The organism is Streptomyces sp. NPDC048664, assembly GCF_040650555.1.
In the GTDB taxonomy this organism is placed as follows: Bacteria; Actinomycetota; Actinomycetes; order Streptomycetales; family Streptomycetaceae; genus Streptomyces.
In genome coordinates this window covers 108,535-123,512 of sequence record NZ_JBEZHK010000010.1, presented here as the reverse complement: position 1 = coordinate 123,512, position 14,978 = coordinate 108,535, and the positions used below count along the sequence as shown (strand labels likewise).

Genomic DNA, 14,978 nt, shown 5'->3' with positions numbered 1-14,978 from the left:
ACTCCACCCCCACCCACCATCCCTTGGAGTAATACCCCCTAGGGGTATAGTCTGGCTCTCCGCAGACCTCACACGCCCCGAGGAGTACGACATGACCGCGCACACCGACGCCCCCGGCTCCGTGACCGCCGTCTACAAGGTGAGCGGCATGAGCTGCGGGCACTGTGAGGGCTCCGTCTCGGGCGAGCTCTCCGAGATCTCCGGCGTCAGCTCGGTCGCCGCCGTCGCGTCCACCGGCGAGGTCACGGTGGTCTCCGCGGCGCCCCTCGACGACGAGGCCGTGCGCGCCGCGATCGACGAGGCCGGCTTCGAGCTCGTCGGCAGGGCCTGAACCGCCAAACACCTGCTCCCGCGCCCGGCCGTGCCGACCAGCTGATACTGGCTCCGCACGGCCCGGCCCGTTGTCTGGAGTCCGGACATGACCAGCAGCACGACGTCCACCCCGATACAGGAGACCGCGCCGGGTGAGGCCGGAGCCTCCGAGGCCGAACTCGTGATCGGAGGCATGACCTGCGCCTCCTGCGCCGCCCGGGTCGAGAAGAAGCTCAACCGGATGGACGGCGTCAGCGCCACGGTGAACTTCGCGACCCAGAAGGCGAAGGTCTCCTACGGCCCCGGGACCTCGGTCGCCGATCTGATCGCCACCGTGGTGAAGACCGGGTACACGGCCGAGCGACCGCCGCCCCCGCCGACGGCGCGGCCGGTGTCCGAACAGGCCGGCGACGGAAGGACGACGGCACCCGAGGGGTCCGCCGCGGACCCCGGGGCGCCCGAGGACCGCGAGGACCCCGAGGCGGCCGCGCTGCGCCGCCGACTGACCGTCTCCGCCCTGCTCGCCCTGCCGGTCGTGCTGCTCGCGATGGTCCCGGCCCTGCAGTTCGACAACTGGCAGTGGCTGTCGCTGACCCTCGCCTCGCCCGTCGTCGTCTGGGGCGGACTGCCCTTCCACAGGGCGGCGTTCACCAACGCGCGACACGGCGCGGCCACCATGGACACGCTGGTCTCGGTCGGCACGCTGGCCGCCTTCGGCTGGTCCCTGTGGGCGCTGTTCCTCGGTGACGCGGGCATGCCCGGCATGCGCCACGGTTTCGACCTCACCGTCTCCCGCACCGGCGGGTCCTCGGCCATCTATCTCGAAGTGGCCGCCGGGGTCGTCGCGTTCATCCTGCTCGGACGCCATCTGGAGTCCCGCTCCAAGCGGCGCGCGGGTGCGGCGCTGAGGGCGCTGCTGGCGCTGGGCTCGAAGGACGTGGCCGTGCTGAGGGACGGGCGCGAGGTGCGCGTCCCGGTGGGGACGCTGGCCGTGGGCGACCGGTTCGTCGTGCGCCCCGGCGAGAAGATCGCCACGGACGGCACGGTCGTGGAGGGGGTCTCGGCTGTGGACGCGTCCATGCTGACCGGGGAGTCGGTTCCGGTCGACGTGGCCGCGGGCGACGCCGTGACCGGCGCGAGCGTGAACGCCGGCGGCCGGCTGGTGGTGGAGGCGACCCGGGTCGGGGCGGACACCCAGCTGGCCCGGATGGCCCGGCTCGTGGAGGACGCGCAGAACGGCAAGGCGGAGGTGCAGCGGCTCGCCGACCGGGTGGCCGGGATCTTCGTACCGGTGGTGCTGCTGATCGCCGCGGCCACGTTCGCGGCGTGGATCGGCGTCACCGGTGACACGGTCGCCGCGTTCACGGCGGCGGTCGCGGTACTGATCATCGCCTGCCCCTGCGCGCTGGGGCTCGCCACGCCGACCGCCCTGCTGGTGGGCACGGGGCGGGGCGCCCAGCTCGGCATCCTCATCAAGGGGCCCGAGGTGCTGGAGTCCACGCGGCGGGTCGACACGGTGGTCCTGGACAAGACCGGGACCGTGACCACGGGCCGTATGACGCTCCAGGAGGTCGTCGCCGCCGGAGAGGCCGAGCAGGCCCCGGCGGCCACCGAGAAGGACGTCCTGCGGCTCGCGGGAGCCCTGGAGCACGCCTCCGAGCACCCCGTCGCCCGAGCCGTCGCCCAGGGCGCCCAGGAGCGCGTGGGCGACCTGCCGGCACCGGAGCACTTCGAGAACGTCCCGGGGGTCGGCGTACGCGGCCGCGTGGAGGGGCACGAGGTGACCGTGGGCCGGTTCCCGGGCCCCCTCCCCCCGACGCTGGACCGGGCGAGGACCCGGGCCGAGGCGGAGGGCCGCACGGCCGTCGTGGTCGCCCGTGACGGCGTGGCGATCGGCGTCGTCACCGTCGCGGACGCGGTCAAGGAGACCAGCGCCGAGGCGGTACGGAACCTGCGCGCCCTGGGCCTGCGGCCGGTCCTGCTGACCGGCGACAACCGGGCGGTCGCCGCCTCGGTGGCCCGCGCCGTCGGCATCGACGCCGCCGACGTGATCGCCGAGGTGCTGCCCGAGGAGAAGGCCGCCGTCGTCCGGAGGCTTCAGGGCGAGGGCCGCACGGTCGCCATGGTCGGTGACGGGGTCAACGACGCCGCCGCGCTCGCCACCGCCGATCTCGGCCTGGCGATGGGCACGGGGACGGACGCGGCCATCGAGGCGAGCGATCTGACCCTGGTGCGCGGGGACCTCCGGGTGGCCGCGGACGCGATCCGGCTGTCACGGCGGACGCTCGCCACGATCAAGGCGAACCTGGTGTGGGCCTTCGGCTACAACCTGGCGGCCCTGCCGCTGGCCGCCGCCGGTCTCCTCAACCCGATGATCGCGGGAGCGGCGATGGCGTTCTCCTCGGTGTTCGTGGTGACGAACAGCCTGCGACTGAGGAGATTCACCTGACGCGGGACCGGGAGTCCCTCTAGAGTCCAACGCGTGCCTCACATAAGCTCTTCACAAGGCTCGCGCATCTTCCTTACGCTGGGTCCTCGATCACCTTTTCGAGGCGGTTGCGTAACTTCAGGGGATATGCGAGAGACGCAGATCACATTGGTGTGAACGTAACCAGTGGAAGGGTTCGTGAGTCTAAGTTGGCGATGTCAGAAGCGTCTTGGGGGGCGTGACTGACATCTTGGGGATGTCTTGGGGGACGTTCCCGGGAACTGCGTTGCCGGGGCACGTACACCGGGGAGCTTTGAGCGGCCCTCCCGACCGTACGGGTCCCGGCAGACCGCACCGCGGTACGGCACACAGTTCGTTGTTCTGCTCGTTTTGCTCGCAGCGATTCAGGCGCTGTCCCGCAGACGCCCGGCCGGATCCCGTGGGGGGAATCCGCACCGGGACATGGGAAGGCGCCCCGGTCGTCGGCCCGTGGGGGGACCGCCGTCGGGGCGCCTTCCGCTTTTCCCGAGTCGTCTCGCGCGTCTCCCGCGCCCCGCACACACCCCGCGCCGTGGGCGCCGAGGCCTCGGCCGGGGCGTCAGGGGCGCCGCTGACGCCGTACGCACCAGGTGGGGCACGGCGCTCGCACGACCCCATCAGGCGTACGCCGCGCCACGACGGCGCACGCCTCACCTACGGGGATCCGCTCGCCGCGGATCCGCTCAGCGCTCCTCGACCGGAACGAAGTCGCGCTCGACCACACCCGTGTAGATCTGACGCGGGCGGCCGATCCGGGAACCGGGCTCCTTGATCATCTCGTGCCACTGGGCGATCCAGCCCGGCAGCCGGCCCAGCGCGAACAGGACCGTGAACATCTCGGTCGGGAAGCCCATCGCGCGGTAGATCAGACCGGTGTAGAAGTCCACGTTCGGGTAGAGCTTGCGCTCGACGAAGTAGTCGTCGGACAGCGCGTGCTCCTCCAGCTTGAGGGCGATGTCGAGGAGCTCGTCCTCCTTGCCCAGCGCGGAGAGCACATCGTGCGCGGCGGCCTTGATGATCTTGGCGCGGGGGTCGAAGTTCTTGTAGACCCGGTGGCCGAAGCCCATCAGGCGGACGCCGTCCTCCTTGTTCTTCACCTTGCGGATGAAGGTGTCGACGTCGTTGCCCGAGTCGCGGATGCCTTCGAGCATCTCCAGGACGGACTGGTTGGCGCCGCCGTGCAGCGGGCCCCACAGGGCGTTGATGCCGGCCGAGATCGAGGCGAACATGTTCGCCTGCGACGAGCCCACCAGGCGCACGGTGGAGGTGGAGCAGTTCTGCTCGTGGTCCGCGTGCAGGATCAGCAGCTTGTCCAGCGCCGAGACGACGACCGGGTCCAGGTCGTAGTCCTGCGCCGGGACCGAGAAGGTCATGCGCAGGAAGTTCTCCACGTAGGAGAGGTCGTTGCGCGGGTAGACGAACGGGTGACCGATCGACTTCTTGTACGCGTACGCCGCGATCGTCGGAAGCTTGGCGAGCAACCGGATCGTGGAGAGGTTGCGCTGCTTCTCGTCGAAGGGGTTGTGGCTGTCCTGGTAGAAGGTGGACAGCGCGGAGACGACCGACGACAGCATGGCCATCGGGTGCGCGTCGCGCGGGAAGCCCTTGTAGAAGTTCTTGACGTCCTCGTGCAGCAGGGTGTGCTGCGTGATGTCGTTCTTGAACGTGGAGAGCTCGTCGACGGACGGCAGCTCACCGTTGATCAGCAGGTAGGCGACCTCCAGGAAGGTGGAGTGCTCGGCCAGCTGCTCGATCGGGTAGCCGCGGTAGCGGAGGATGCCCTCCTCGCCGTCGAGATAGGTGACGGCGGATTTATAGGCGGCGGTGTTGCCGTAACCGCTGTCCAGGGTGACCAGCCCGGTCTGGGCGCGGAGCTTCCCGATGTCGAAGCCCTTGTCACCGACGGTGCTGTCGACCACCGGGTAGGTGTACTCACCGTCGCCGTACCGCAGTACTACAGAGTTGTCGCTCACGTCTTCCCTCACCCGACGTAGTGCCTCATCTTCGAGGTGCCCTGACTGTCTCTACCATCCCCCATTTGGCGCAGGAGAGTGCACTCGGGGTCGACCATTGGGCTCATCGGCGGCACTGAGTGCCGTCAACCTGCTCATCCTGCCGCCCATCGACCGCATCCGGAAGTACTCTGTGACCTTCGCGACTCATTTGATCGATCATTTTTTGTCGGCCGCTTCTGGAAGGGCCTACGGTTCCGGAAGGCGCCCGGTCCTCACAGCGCGCGCGGGGCCAGCCTGAAGTCCAGTGCCGTGCAGCGCCGGCCCGCCGACACCGTGCGCACCGCCTGGCCGATCGCCTTGCGCGACCCCACGAGGACGACGAGCCTCTTGGCGCGGGTCACCGCCGTGTAGAGCAGATTGCGCTGGAGCATCATCCACGCACCGGTCGTGACCGGGATCACCACCGCCGGATACTCGCTGCCCTGCGAACGGTGGATGGTCACCGCGTACGCGTGGGCCAGCTCGTCCAGTTCGTCGAACTCGTAGACCACCTCCTCGTCCTCGTCGGTCAGCACCGTCAGGCGCTGGTCGACCGGGTCGAGCGAGGTGACCACCCCCACGGTGCCGTTGAAGACGCCGTTCTCCCCCTTCTCGTAGTTGTTGCGAATCTGGGTGACCTTGTCGCCCACACGGAAGACGCGCCCGCCGAGCCGCTTCTCGGGCAGGTCGGGGCGGGCGGGGGTGATCGCCTGCTGGAGCAGTCCGTTCAGCGCGCCCGCGCCGGCGGGGCCCCGGTGCATCGGCGCGAGCACCTGCACGTCCCGGCGCGGGTCGAGGCCGAACCTGGCCGGGATCCGCCGGGCCGCGACGTCCACGGTGAGCCGGCCCGCCTCCTCCGTGTCGTCCTCCACGAACAGGAAGAAGTCCTTCAGGCCGTCGGTGAGCGGGTGCTGCCCGGCGTTGATGCGGTGCGCGTTGGTGACGACGCCGGACTGCTGCGCCTGGCGGAAGACGCGGGTCAGCCGGACGGCGGGCAGGGGGCCGCCGTCCGCCAGCAGGTCCCGCAGGACCTCGCCCGCGCCCACACTGGGCAGTTGGTCGACATCGCCGACGAAGAGGAGGTGCGCGCCCGGGGGCACGGCCTTGACCAGCTTGTTGGCGAGCAGCAGGTCGAGCATGGACGCCTCGTCCACCACGACCAGGTCCGCGTCGAGCGGGCGGTCGCGGTCGTACGCCGCGTCGCCGCCGGGCCTCAGCTCCAGCAGGCGGTGGACGGTGGACGCCTCGGCGCCCGTCAGCTCGGACAGGCGCTTGGCGGCCCGCCCGGTGGGCGCGGCCAGGACGACCTTGGCGCGCTTGGCCCGGGCCAGCTCGACGATGGACCGCACCGTGAACGACTTTCCGCAGCCGGGGCCGCCGGTGAGGACGGCGACCTTCTCGGTGAGCGCGAGGCGTACGGCCGCCTCCTGCTCGGGCGCCAGATCGGCTCCCGTGCGCCCCTTGAGCCAGCCCAGCGCCTTGTCCCACGCCACGTCCCCGAAGCCGGGCATCCGGTCCTCCTCGGTGCGCAGCAGCCGCAGCAGCTGGGCGGAGAGGGACAGCTCGGCGCGGTGGAACGGGACCAGGTAGACGGCGGTGACCAGGTCGCCGCCGTCCGGGTCCGGGACCTTCTCCCGTACGACCCCGGGGTCCGCGCCGTCCTCCGGGGGCGCGGCGAGCTCGGCCAGGCATTCGATGACCAGGCCGGTGTCGACCTGGAGGAGCTTGACCGCGTCCGCGATGAGCCGCTCCTCGGGCAGATAGCAGTGGCCCTGGTCGGCGGACTGCGACAGCGCGTACTGGAGACCGGCCTTCACGCGCTCCGGGCTGTCGTGCGGAATGCCGACGGATCGGGCGATCCGGTCGGCCGTGAGGAAGCCGATGCCCCAGACGTCGGCGGCCAGGCGGTAGGGCTGGTTCCTGACGACGGAGATCGAGGCGTCGCCGTACTTCTTGTAGATGCGCACCGCGATGGAGGTGGAGACCTCGACGCTCTGGAGGAACAGCATGACCTCCTTGATCGCCTTCTGCTCCTCCCAGGCGTCGGCGATCTTCCTGGTCCGCTTCGGGCCGAGACCGGGCACCTCGATCAGCCGCTTCGGCTCCTCCTCGATGATCTGGAGGGTGTCGGTCCCGAAGTGCTGGGTGATGCGGTCGGCGAAGACCGGGCCGATGCCCTTGACCAGGCCGGATCCGAGGTAGCGGCGGATGCCCTGGACGGTGGCGGGCAGGACGGTCGTGTAGTTCTCCACCGTGAACTGCTTGCCGTACTGGGGGTGGGATCCCCAGCGCCCCTCCATCCGCAGCGACTCCCCGACCTGGGCGCCGAGGAGCGCGCCGACGACGGTCAGCAGATCACCGGCGCCCCGGCCGGTGTCGACGCGGGCGACCGTGTATCCGTTCTCCTCGTTGGCATAGGTGATCCGTTCGAGCACGCCTTCCAGCGTGGCCAGGCGCCGCTCCCCGGCACCCGGTCGCGCCTGCCCTGCCCGACTCGCCTCCTGGGTCATGATCCGACGCTATCGAAGAGCACCGACAGTGCGTGCCGGTACGGCGGTGGACGATGGCGCGATGGACCCCCTGCTCGCTCGTCTGCCGTCCGCCTTCTGGAGCGTCCCCCACGTCGCCGCGCGCTTCCCGGGCTCACGGGACGTGCGCGAGCGCCCCGGTCTGGCGGCGGGTGCGAACTGCCAGGTGTTCGCCTACGCGGTGCTGCGCCACTTCGGCCTGGCCGCGCCCGCGCTGCGTTCCAGCGACCTGTGGACGGACACACGCTCCACGGTCCGGGTCGGGGCCGACGCCGCCCGACCCCTGGACCTCATGCTGTTCAACGCCGGCGACGACGCGTACGGCGCCCATGTCGGGGTCCGGGCGGGCGAGGGCCGGGTGCTGCACCTGTGCGCGGAGGTGGGGCTGCCGGCGCTCTGGGAGGACGCGCGGTTCGCGGAGCGGGAGCGCTACCGGGTCCTGGTGGGCGTCAAGAGGGTGACGGCACGTCACGGGAGTGCCGGGAAGTCGGATCGCGCGGCGGGAGAGGCGTACTGACGCGGCGTCATATGCGCGCGGCCTCGAAAGCGGTCGCGATCCGCGCCGAGCGGGCCGGCGTCTCCCGGCCCGCTCCCGCCCCGCCGCGCCCCTTCCGGTGACCCCCGTCACGCGCATCACAATCCGGTCTCGACGGCCCCTCCACCCCTTGCCGAACCCTCGTGTAATCGATTCCAATCGCTGCTGTCAGTCGGCCGTGTAATCGATTCCAATCGGTTCGCGGACTCGCGTCAACGGACTCACAAGGAGGTGGTCCCGGCGATGGCGAGCATCAAGGACGTGGCCGCCGTGGCAGGCGTTTCCGTCGCCACGGTGTCCCGTGTCCTCAATGACCACCCGTCGGTCAGCGCCGCCGCGCGCGCCCGGGTGCTGGCGGCCGTGGAGGCGCTGGGCTACCGCCCGAACGCCGTCGCCCGGTCCCTGCGCACCGACCAGACCCGCACCCTCGGCCTGGTCATCAGCGACGTGCTCAACCCGTACTTCACGCATCTGGCCCGGTCCGTGGAGGAGGAGGCGCGCGCCCTCGGCTACAGCGTGATCATCGGCAACGCCGACGAGCGGCCCGACCTCCAGGACCACCATGTGCGCACCCTCCTGGACCGGCGCATCGACGGGCTCCTCGTGTCGCCGACCGACGGCGGCTCCCCGCTCATGCTGGACGCCGCGCGCGGCGGCACGCCCATGGTGTTCGTGGACCGCTGGATCCCCGGCGTGGACGTCCCCGTCGTACGGTCCGACGGGCGCACCGCCATCCACGACCTCGTCGCCCATCTGTACGCGCTCGGCCACCGCCGGCTCGCGATCATCGCGGGGCCCGCGGCGACCACGACCGGCCAGGAGCGCGTCGAGGCCTTCCGCCGGGCCATGGGCGCGTACGGCCTTCCCCTCCCGGACGCCTACACGGGCCAGGGAGACTTCCAGGCCGAGAGCGGGCGCCGGGCGATGGAGCGCTTCCTCGAACTGGCCGAGAGGCCCCAGGTCGTGTTCGCGGCCGACAACCTGATGGCGCTCGGCGCGCTGGACGCCGTACGCGCGCGTGGACTGCGGGTTCCGGACGACATCGCGCTGGCCGCGTTCGACGACATCCCGTGGTTCCTGCACACCGACCCTCCGGTCACCGCCATCGCCCAGCCCACGGGCGATCTGGGACGCGCCGCCGTGCGCGCGCTGGTCGACCGGATCGAGGGGCGGACCCCCGAGTCCGTCATCCTCCCCGCCCGTCTCGTCGTACGCCGCTCGTGCGGCGAGAGCCATGACAACGGCAAGGGCAACGAGCGGATCCCCCACCAGCCGGCGACGAACAGGAGCCAGTCGTGAGCGACGACACGGACGAGTTGCTGCGCATCGAGGGCATACGCAAGACCTTCCCCGGCGTGGTCGCGCTCGACAGCGTGGACTTCGACCTGCGCCGCGGCGAGGTGCATGTGCTGCTCGGTGAGAACGGCGCGGGCAAGAGCACCCTGATCAAGATGCTCTCCGGCGCCTACCGCCCCGACTCCGGGCGGATCCTGGTCGACGGCGAGGAGGTGCGCATCCACGGTGCGCAGGACTCCGAGCGGCTCGGGATCGCCACCATCTACCAGGAGTTCAACCTCGTTCCCGATCTGACGGTCGCCGAGAACATCTTCCTGGGCCGCCAGCCCCGCCGGTTCGGCCTGATCGACCGCGGGAAGATGGAGGCGGACGCCGCCGCCCTGCTGGAACGCGTCGGCGTGAACGTCTCGCCCCGCGCCCGGGTGCGGGAACTGGGCATCGCACGGCTCCAGATGGTCGAGATCGCCAAGGCGCTGAGCCTCCGGGCCCGCGTCCTGATCATGGACGAGCCCACGGCCGTGCTCACCTCCGAAGAGGTCGAGAAGCTGTTCGCGATCGTGCGCGCGCTGCGCGAGGACGGCGTCGGGATCGTCTTCATCACCCACCACCTGGACGAGATCGCCGCCCTGGGCGACCGGGTGACGGTCATCCGCGACGGCAGGAGCGTCGGCCAGGTGCCCGCCGCCACGCCCGAGAACGAACTCGTGCGGCTCATGGTGGGGCGCTCGATCGAGCAGCAGTACCCGCGCGAGCGGCCCGACACCGGCGCGTCCCTGCTCACCGTCGAGGGACTCACCCGCGACGGGGTCTTCCACGACGTCTCCTTCGAGGTGCGGGCCGGCGAGGTCGTCGGGATCGCGGGGCTGGTCGGCGCCGGCCGTACCGAGGTCGTGCGGGCCGTGTTCGGCGCCGACCCCTACGACCGGGGCGCGGTACGCGTCGCGGGCGCGGACGTACGGCGCTTCGACGTCAACGCCGCGATGGCGGCCGGGATCGGGCTGGTGCCCGAGGACCGCAAGGGCCAGGGTCTGCTTCTGGACGCCTCCGTGGAGGAGAACCTCGGCCTGGTCACCCTGCGCGCCGCCACCCGCGGCGGTCTGGTGGACCGCAAGGGGCAGCGGGCCGCCGCGGCGGAGGTCGCCGAGCGGCTCGGGGTGCGGATGGCCGGGCTCGCCCAACAGGTGCGCACGCTCTCCGGCGGCAACCAGCAGAAGGTCGTCATCGGCAAGTGGCTGCTCGCGAACACCAAGGTGCTGATCCTCGACGAGCCGACGCGCGGCATCGACGTCGGCGCCAAGGTCGAGATCTACCAGCTGATCAACGAACTCACGGCCGCGGGAGCCGCCGTCCTGATGATCTCCAGCGATCTGCCCGAGGTGCTCGGCATGAGCGACCGGGTGCTGGTGATGGCCCAGGGCCGCATCGCGGGCGAACTGTCCGCCGACGAGGCGACCCAGGACTCCGTCATGGCCCTCGCCGTCAGCACACCGACCACTGCCACGACGTCCCCCTCGTCCACGGCCGCGCACGAAACGAACGGAACCAACGGAACGGAGGCCCCCCGTGGCCACTGACACGCTCAAGGGCAATGCGGGCGCCGGTGGCGTCACGGGCATCCGCCGCCTTCTGCTCGACAACGGAGCCCTCACCGCGCTGATCGTCCTCGTGATCGCGATGTCGGCGCTGTCCGGCGACTTCCTCACGGCGGACAACCTGCTCAACATCGGCGTCCAGGCCGCCGTGACCGCCATCCTCGCCTTCGGTGTCACCTTCGTGATCGTCTCGGCGGGCATCGACCTGTCGGTCGGGTCGGTGGCGGCCCTGTCGGCCACGGTCCTGGCCTGGAGCGCCACCTCGGCGGGCGTTCCGGTGGCGGTGGCGGTGCTGCTGTCCATCGCGACCGGCCTGGCCTGCGGCCTCGTCAACGGCATCCTGATCTCGTACGGGAAGCTGCCGCCGTTCATCGCGACGCTCGCCATGCTGTCGGTGGGCCGCGGTCTGTCGCTGGTCATCTCCCAGGGTTCGCCCATCCCGTTCCCGTCCTCCGTCTCGCACCTCGGGGACACGCTGGGCGGCTGGCTGCCCGTGCCCGTCCTCGTGATGGTCGTCATGGGGCTGATCACCGCCCTGGTGCTCGGTCGTACGTACATCGGCCGTTCGATGTACGCGATCGGCGGCAACGAGGAGGCCGCCCGGCTGTCCGGGCTGCGGGTGAAGCGGCAGAAGCTCGCGATCTACGCGCTGTCGGGCCTGTTCGCCGCGGCGGCGGGCATCGTGCTCGCCTCGCGCCTGTCCTCCGCGCAGCCGCAGGCCGCCAACGGCTACGAGCTGGACGCGATCGCGGCCGTCGTCATCGGCGGCGCCTCGCTCGCGGGCGGCACCGGCAAGGCGTCGGGCACGCTGATCGGCGCGCTGATCCTGGCGGTGCTGCGCAACGGCCTCAACCTGCTGTCGGTGTCGGCGTTCTGGCAGCAGGTCGTCATCGGTGTCGTGATCGCTCTGGCGGTGCTGCTGGACACCGTGCGGCGCAAGGCCGGGGCCACCCCGGTGACGGCCGGGTCGCCGGGCGGCGCGGGCAAGGGCAGGCAGGCGCTGACCTACGTCCTGGCCGCCGCGGTCGCCGCGGCCCTGGCCGGCGGCGTGTCCTTCCTGCACGGCGGCTCCTCCTCGGGCACGCAGAAGGTGGGCCTGTCCCTGTCCACCCTCAACAACCCCTTCTTCGTGCAGATCAAGGCGGGCGCGCAGGCGGAGGCGAAGAAGCTGGGCGTCGACCTGACCGTCACGGACGCGCAGAACGACGCCTCCCAGCAGGCCAACCAGCTGCAGAACTTCACGAGTGAGGGCCTCGCGTCGATCGTCGTCAACCCGGTGGACTCGGACGCGGCGGGCCCGGCGGTGCGCTCCGCGGACAAGGCCGGCATCCCGGTCGTGGGCGTCGACCGCGCCGTGAACAAGGCGAAGACGGCCGCGCTGGTCGCCTCCGACAACGTCGAGGGCGGCAAGCTGGCCGCCAAGGCACTCGCCGAGAAGCTGGGCGGCAAGGGCCGGATCGTGATCCTCCAGGGCCAGGCGGGCACCTCCGCCAGCCGGGAGCGCGGGGCGGGCTTCGCCGAGGGGCTGAAGGCCTACCCGGGTATCCAGGTCCTCGCCGAGCAGCCGGCCGACTTCGACCGGACCAAGGGCCTGGACGTCATGACGAACCTGCTCCAGTCGCACCCGGACGTCCAGGGCGTCTTCGCGGAGAACGACGAGATGGCGCTCGGCGCGATCAAGGCGCTCGGCTCCAAGGCGGGCACCTCGGTGCAGGTCGTCGGCTTCGACGGCGAGCCCGACGGGCTGAGCGCGGTCAAGGCGGGCACGCTGTACGCCTCGGTGGCGCAGCAGCCGACGCAGCTCGGCCGGATCGCGATCGACAACGCGGTGCGGGCCGCCCAGGGCAAGAAGGTCGAGGAGACGGTGAAGGTTCCGGTCAAGGTGGTCACGAAGCAGAACGTGGCCGGGTTCCGCGGCTGACCTCCGCACACCTCCGGGCCGCAGCAAGGGAACGCGGCGGCCCGGCTTCGGCTTCGGCTTCGGCTTCGGCTTCGGCTTCGGCTTCGGCTTCGGCTTCGCGAGGGTCCACGGGGATCCGTTGGGAGAGACAGTTCATGGACGACTACGACCTGCTGGTGGTGGGCTCCGCCAACGCCGATCTGGTGATCGGCGTCGAGCGGCGGCCCGCGCCGGGCGAGACGGTGCTCGGCTCCGACCTGGTCGTGCACCCCGGGGGCAAGGGCGCCAACCAGGCGGTCGCCGCGGCCCGGCTCGGCGCCCGCACCGCGCTGCTGGCGCGGGTCGGCGACGACGACCACGGGCGGCTGCTGCTGTCGGCGCAGCACACGGCCGGGGTCGACACGGCGGGGGTCCTGGTCGGCGGGGCGCCGACCGGGGTCGCGCTGATCACGGTGGATCCGTCGGGGGACAACAGCATCGTGGTCTCGCCCGGGGCCAACGGCAGGCTCACCCCGAAGGACGTCCGGGACGCCGAGCACCTGCTGCGGGGGTCCCGGGTGGTCTCGGCGCAGCTGGAGATCCCGTTGGAGACGGTCGTGGAACTGGTGCGGAGCCTGCCGGCCGGCACCCGCTTCGTGCTGAACCCGTCGCCGCCGCGCCCCCTGCCCGCCGAACTGCTCGCGGCCTGCGACCCGTTGATCGTGAACGAGCACGAAGCCCGCGTCATCGCGGGCGGCGCCCTGGACGGCGCCCCCGAGGACTGGGCGCGGGCACTGCTCGCCCTCGGTCCGCGCTCGGTCGTGGTGACCCTGGGCGCGCAGGGCGCGCTGGTGGCGCGCGGCGACACCGTGTCCCGGGTGCCGTCCGTGCAGGTGGACGCGGTGGACACGACGGGCGCGGGTGACGCGTTCACCGCGGCGCTGGCCTGGCGGCTGGGCGCGGGCGCGTCCCTGGCCGACGCGGCGGCGTACGCGGCGCGGGTGGGCGCGGCGGCGGTGACCCGGCCCGGGGCCCAGGAGTCCTTCCCGACCGCGGCGGAGGTCGAGGCGCTGTGAAGAAGGCGGGAATACTGAACCGCCATCTCGCGGGTGCCGTGGCCGAACTGGGGCACGGGGACGGGGTGCTGGTGTGCGACGCGGGCATGCCGATCCCGGCGGGCCCCCGGGTCGTGGACCTGGCGTTCGTGGCGGGGGTGCCGTCCTTCGCGCAGGTGCTGGACGGCCTGCTGGACGAACTGGTGGTGGAGGGGGCGACGGCGGCCCGCGAGGTGCGCGACGCGAACCCCGCGACGGCGGCGCTGCTGGACGCGCGCTTCCCCGGCCTCGTGCTGGTGCCGCACGAGCGGCTGAAGGCGCTGACGGCCGGCGCGCGCCTGATCGTCCGTACGGGTGAGGCCCGCCCGTACGCGAACGTGCTGCTGCGCTGCGGGGTCTTCTTCTGATCCGTGCGTTCGGGCGTGTGCGGTGGCCGACGGGCACGGCGTGAGCACCCCGGAACCGCGCGGGAGGGCGGAACGCGCGGCCGAGCGCGGCGCCGGGACGCGGGGCGCCCCGGCGCTGGTGGACTCGGCCCCGTCGGACGGGACATGACCCGCCTCGACGGGCGGTCGCTCAGGTGCGCAGCAGCGCGTTCATCTCGGTGATCTCGGCCGACTGCGCGGTGATGACCGAGGCGGCCATCGTCCGCGCGGGACCGTAGGCGCCCTTGGCGCGCTCGGTCTTCGCCATCGCGACGGCGCCTTCGTGATGACCGATCATCATCTTCAGGAACGCCCCGTCGAACGCGTCGCCGGTCAGGTTCCTCAGCTCGCCCATGGCGGCGTCGGACATCATGCCCGGCATCGGCGAAGCGGAGTGGTCCATACCCGGCATGCCCTCCATGCCGGTGGCGCTGTCGTCAGGGACACGCTCCCCCCAGCCCCCGAGCCAGCCCGACATGGTGTCGATCTCCGGCTTCTGCGCCTTCTCGATCCGTGCCGCGAGGCTTTTCACCTGCGGGGACTTGGCGCGCGACGACGCGAGGGCGGCCATGGCCAGGGCTTGGCGGTGATGCGGGATCATCTCCCGCGCGAAGGTGACGTCCTGCGCGTTGTGGCTCCGCCGCACGGTGGAGGCGGCCGAGGCGCCGGTCGCGGGCGGGGCGGAATCGGCGCCGGCGCCGCAGCCGGCGAGCAGGGCCGAGGCCAGTGCCGCGGCGAGGGCCGAGGCGGCGGCAGGGCGGATGCGGGTACGGGTACGGGTACGGGTACGACGAGGTGTCATGAGAGGTACGGCTCCTTGGAGTGCCCGCACAGCGCGTCGAGGACACGCCTGTGTGCGGGAAGAGGGGATCGAGACGCGGGTGCGGGCGAGCGT

General features: G+C 71.7%; 11 protein-coding genes. 8 read left to right on the top strand and 3 right to left on the bottom strand.

All coding sequences use genetic code 11. The annotated features are described in order from the left end of the window. Positions 1–91 precede the first annotated feature (91 nt). Both AB0C59_RS13790 and AB0C59_RS13785 read left to right on the top strand, forming a co-directional pair. Positions 92–331 (top strand): heavy-metal-associated domain-containing protein, encoded by a 240-nt coding sequence (locus tag AB0C59_RS13790; protein ID WP_363003954.1) that lies wholly within the window; start codon positions 92–94, stop codon positions 329–331. A gap of 87 nt (positions 332–418) precedes the next feature. Then, positions 419–2,761 (top strand): heavy metal translocating P-type ATPase, encoded by a 2,343-nt coding sequence (locus AB0C59_RS13785; RefSeq protein ID WP_363003952.1) that lies wholly within the window; start codon positions 419–421, stop codon positions 2,759–2,761. A 701-nt stretch (positions 2,762–3,462) separates the two neighbouring features. On the opposite strand, the gene AB0C59_RS13780 is transcribed toward AB0C59_RS13785, so the two are convergent. Together AB0C59_RS13780 and AB0C59_RS13775 are read right to left on the bottom strand one after the other, a co-directional pair. Next, entirely contained in the window at positions 3,463–4,752 is a 1,290-nt protein-coding gene (locus tag AB0C59_RS13780) for a citrate synthase (RefSeq protein ID WP_363003950.1), read from the bottom strand. Between the two features lie 254 nt (positions 4,753–5,006). After that, positions 5,007–7,283 (bottom strand): ATP-dependent RecD-like DNA helicase, encoded by a 2,277-nt coding sequence (locus tag AB0C59_RS13775; RefSeq protein WP_363003948.1) that lies wholly within the window; start codon positions 7,281–7,283, stop codon positions 5,007–5,009. Between the two features lie 61 nt (positions 7,284–7,344). Between AB0C59_RS13775 and AB0C59_RS13770 the strand changes: the two genes are divergently transcribed. The 6 genes from AB0C59_RS13770 to rbsD all read left to right on the top strand — a co-directional run bounded on the left by AB0C59_RS13770 (position 7,345) and on the right by rbsD (position 14,065). Further along, on the top strand, positions 7,345–7,818 hold the full coding sequence (locus tag AB0C59_RS13770; protein ID WP_363003946.1) for a hydrolase: 474 nt from the start codon (positions 7,345–7,347) through the stop codon (positions 7,816–7,818). 261 nt (positions 7,819–8,079) lie between these two features. After that, the gene (locus tag AB0C59_RS13765; RefSeq protein ID WP_363003944.1) at positions 8,080–9,135 is read left to right on the top strand and encodes a LacI family DNA-binding transcriptional regulator; all 1,056 of its coding nucleotides are present in this window, start codon (positions 8,080–8,082) and stop codon (positions 9,133–9,135) included. Further along, positions 9,132–10,706, top strand: a complete 1,575-nt coding sequence (locus AB0C59_RS13760; protein ID WP_363003942.1) for a sugar ABC transporter ATP-binding protein — start codon at positions 9,132–9,134, stop codon at positions 10,704–10,706. The genes AB0C59_RS13765 and AB0C59_RS13760 overlap by 4 nt, the downstream gene beginning before the upstream one ends. Then, a complete protein-coding gene (locus AB0C59_RS13755; RefSeq protein ID WP_363003940.1) occupies positions 10,696–12,645 on the top strand; it encodes a substrate-binding domain-containing protein in 1,950 nt (649 codons plus the stop codon). Before AB0C59_RS13760 ends, AB0C59_RS13755 begins: the two co-directional genes overlap by 11 nt. A gap of 134 nt (positions 12,646–12,779) precedes the next feature. Beyond that, positions 12,780–13,679, top strand: a complete 900-nt coding sequence (locus AB0C59_RS13750; protein WP_363003938.1) for a ribokinase — start codon at positions 12,780–12,782, stop codon at positions 13,677–13,679. Beyond that, positions 13,676–14,065 (top strand): D-ribose pyranase, encoded by a 390-nt coding sequence (gene rbsD / locus AB0C59_RS13745; protein WP_363003936.1) that lies wholly within the window; start codon positions 13,676–13,678, stop codon positions 14,063–14,065. Before AB0C59_RS13750 ends, rbsD begins: the two co-directional genes overlap by 4 nt. Positions 14,066–14,234: 169 nt before the next feature. Here rbsD and AB0C59_RS13740 read toward each other — a convergent pair whose 3' ends face one another. Further along, positions 14,235–14,885 (bottom strand): DUF305 domain-containing protein, encoded by a 651-nt coding sequence (locus AB0C59_RS13740; protein ID WP_363003934.1) that lies wholly within the window; start codon positions 14,883–14,885, stop codon positions 14,235–14,237. Positions 14,886–14,978 lie beyond the last annotated feature (93 nt).

Bases quoted from the DNA above. Each gene is read 5' to 3' on its own strand.
- AB0C59_RS13790 (WP_363003954.1), top strand. From the start codon at position 92: ATGACCGCGCACACCGACGCCCCCGGCTCCGTGACCGCCGTCTACAAG.
- AB0C59_RS13785 (WP_363003952.1), top strand. From the start codon at position 419: ATGACCAGCAGCACGACGTCCACCCCGATACAGGAGACCGCGCCGGGT.
- AB0C59_RS13775 (WP_363003948.1), bottom strand. From the start codon at position 7,283: ATGACCCAGGAGGCGAGTCGGGCAGGGCAGGCGCGACCGGGTGCCGGG.
- AB0C59_RS13770 (WP_363003946.1), top strand. From the start codon at position 7,345: ATGGACCCCCTGCTCGCTCGTCTGCCGTCCGCCTTCTGGAGCGTCCCC.
- AB0C59_RS13765 (WP_363003944.1), top strand. From the start codon at position 8,080: ATGGCGAGCATCAAGGACGTGGCCGCCGTGGCAGGCGTTTCCGTCGCC.
- AB0C59_RS13750 (WP_363003938.1), top strand. From the start codon at position 12,780: ATGGACGACTACGACCTGCTGGTGGTGGGCTCCGCCAACGCCGATCTG.
- AB0C59_RS13740 (WP_363003934.1), bottom strand. From the start codon at position 14,885: ATGACACCTCGTCGTACCCGTACCCGTACCCGTACCCGCATCCGCCCT.